Raw genomic sequence first — 2,456 nt, 5'->3', positions numbered from 1 at the left:
TGTTTTTGTTAAGCTAAAACTGAGCCACCAACGCAATTGAAATGAGAGCCACTTTATATCAAAATAGTCCTAACTGTAAATAGTTAGGAGGATATAGAGGTGATTAGTTTGGAGAAAAAGCAATTAGTACTGATTGAGTACTATCAACACAATATGAGCCAACGTCAAATTGCAGAAAAGCTCAAAATGTCTCGTAATACCGTAAAAAAATACATTGAGCAAGATTTAGCAGCTAGACAACAAGACACAAGGAATTTACCAATCACAGATAATTACGTTACGCCTCCGGCATATAAAAAGCGTAATGGAAAAAAGAGAGCTTTAACAAATACAGTGATGAAACGTATTCGCGAAATGATGAAACAGAACAAAAATAAGCGTGAAGTGAATATGCATAAGCAACAATTAAAGATTATTGATATACATGAAAAACTTTTAGACGAAGGTTTCAAAATTGGCTACACTACGGTTCGCAACTTCGTTAATCGTGAGGAAAAGAAGGAAAAAGAAGTCTTCATTCGTCAAGAGCCAACAGCTGGTCGTGAAATTGAGTTTGATTGGGGAGAAGTAAAATTATTCATTGATGGCAAGCTAAGAAGCCTTTCAATGGCTGTGTTTACGCTAGCTTATAGCAATGATCGTTATGCCCGAATCTATGAATCGGAAACAATGGTTTGTTTACAGGACGCACACGTAAAATGTATTGAAGCCTTGGGCTTCGTACCGAATGTTTTTACATACGACAATATGCGTACCGTCGTCAAAAACTTTATTGGTTACGACCGCTTTATTACCGACGGTATGAAAAGTTTATCCTTGCATTATCATTTTCAGATTCGACTTTGTCAGCCTCGTAAAGGCAATGAAAAAGGCCATGTAGAGCGGAGTGTAGAATATATACGCCGGAAAGCATTTGCGCACCGTGATACGTTTACTTCTTTAGAAGAGGCACAGGAATATTTAGTTTCGATCATCGAAAAATTAAATCATCGTCCCCATTATTTGAAAGAGAAAACACATCATGAATTGATATTGGAAGAAAAAGCTGAACGCGCTGGCAGCTTAACAGCTGCACCATTCGATCCTGCAGAATTAGTAGAACTACGAGTGGATAAATATAGTACTGTTATTTATCGTCACAACCGATATTCTGTACCCGAGGGGCATGTAGGCGAATATATTAAGTTAAAAGCTCGTGCTGAGGAAGTGCTTCTGTTTAGCGAAGGAGAATGCATCGCAAAGCATAAACGAAGCTGGCAAGTGCATGCCTGGGTGATGAATATTTACCACTATTTAAACACGCTGCAAAAGAAAAAAGGTGCTTTAGCTCAAAGTGAATGTTTGAGCCAAGCACCAAAACAAATAAAAAATATCTACCACCGTTATTATATAGGAAATGAAAAAGATTTTCTAGAGCTGCTTGTTTATACCAAAGAACGAGATTGCCTAGCAAGAGTATTAGAAGTCATTACTGAACTAGAAAAGAACCCTTTGGTTCAACTAACAACTGAAAAAATCATTTTCTTAGCAGAACAGTCAGCTGAAGTACGTACGGTTCTAACTGACCAAGATGATGTCACCAGTCAATCTTTAGATAATCTATCTTCGTTAGCAGCGTTATTTCATTCTAAAGGAACAGGAGTGATTCATTAATGGACAAGCAAAAAGAAATGATTGAAATGTGCAAAGCATTACGTTTACCAAGTATTCGTTCTTTACTTGAACAGGAAGCCCTATTTGAACAACATACATCGCCAGCTGACTTTCTTTATTTCGCTTTAAAACAGGAAATGGAGGACCGTTACGTACGGGCAAAAGCTAATCGAATTCGATTAGCCAACTTTCCAGAGAAAAAACTGTTAGAAGAATTAGATGTAGAGGCACTGCCGCAAAATGCGGCGGTTCGCCTTCCTCATTTGAAAGAGCTAAAGTTTATTCAGGATAAGCAGAATGTGTTATTAATTGGCTCACCTGGTACTGGCAAAACCCATCTTGCGATTGGGTTAGGAATCGAGGCCTGTTTGGCAGGCTATAAAGTGTATTTTACGAGTGTAGCCTCACTTGTGAATCAATTAAAGGAAAGCCGTTCTGCAAGAACGTTACGCTCGTTTGAACTGAAATTTGAAAAGTATGATTTAGTCATCATTGACGAACTTGGTTACATTTCATTCGATAAAGAAGGAGCAGAGCTTCTGTTTACGCACTTATCGTTACGTGCCGGTCGAGCAGCAACGATTATTACAAGTAATCTAACATTTGAACGCTGGGAAGAGGTCTTCCATGATCCCGTTTTAACATCAGCGTTAACCGATCGACTCACGCATCGCGCGCATATTATCAATATGATTGGTGGATCTTATCGGATTTTAGAAACGAAAGAATGGATGGAACAGAGCAACTTTTAGTGGCTCACATTTTAATTAACAATTGGCTCAAATTTAACTTGCGAAATACAA

The 2,456-nt window shown here is 38.2% G+C and carries 2 protein-coding genes; both read left to right on the top strand.

The window, feature by feature from the left end:
• The first annotated feature begins 99 nt into the window (after positions 1–99).
• A complete protein-coding gene (istA, locus tag CH76_RS13145; RefSeq protein ID WP_036147269.1) occupies positions 100–1,653 on the top strand; it encodes an IS21 family transposase in 1,554 nt (517 codons plus the stop codon).
• Positions 1,653–2,405 carry an IS21-like element helper ATPase IstB gene (gene istB, locus CH76_RS13140; RefSeq protein WP_036147267.1) on the top strand — a complete coding sequence of 251 codons (753 nt, stop codon included), beginning with the start codon at positions 1,653–1,655 and terminating at the stop codon, positions 2,403–2,405. The genes istA and istB overlap by 1 nt, the downstream gene beginning before the upstream one ends.
• Positions 2,406–2,456: the final 51 nt, after the last annotated feature.

The organism is Lysinibacillus sp. BF-4 (assembly GCF_000743635.1).
GTDB lineage: Bacteria > Bacillota > Bacilli > Bacillales_A > Planococcaceae > Metalysinibacillus > Metalysinibacillus saudimassiliensis.
This window is presented reverse-complemented; position numbering and strand designations above follow the sequence as displayed.

Bases quoted from the DNA above. Each gene is read 5' to 3' on its own strand.
- istB (WP_036147267.1), top strand. From the start codon at position 1,653: ATGGACAAGCAAAAAGAAATGATTGAAATGTGCAAAGCATTACGTTTA.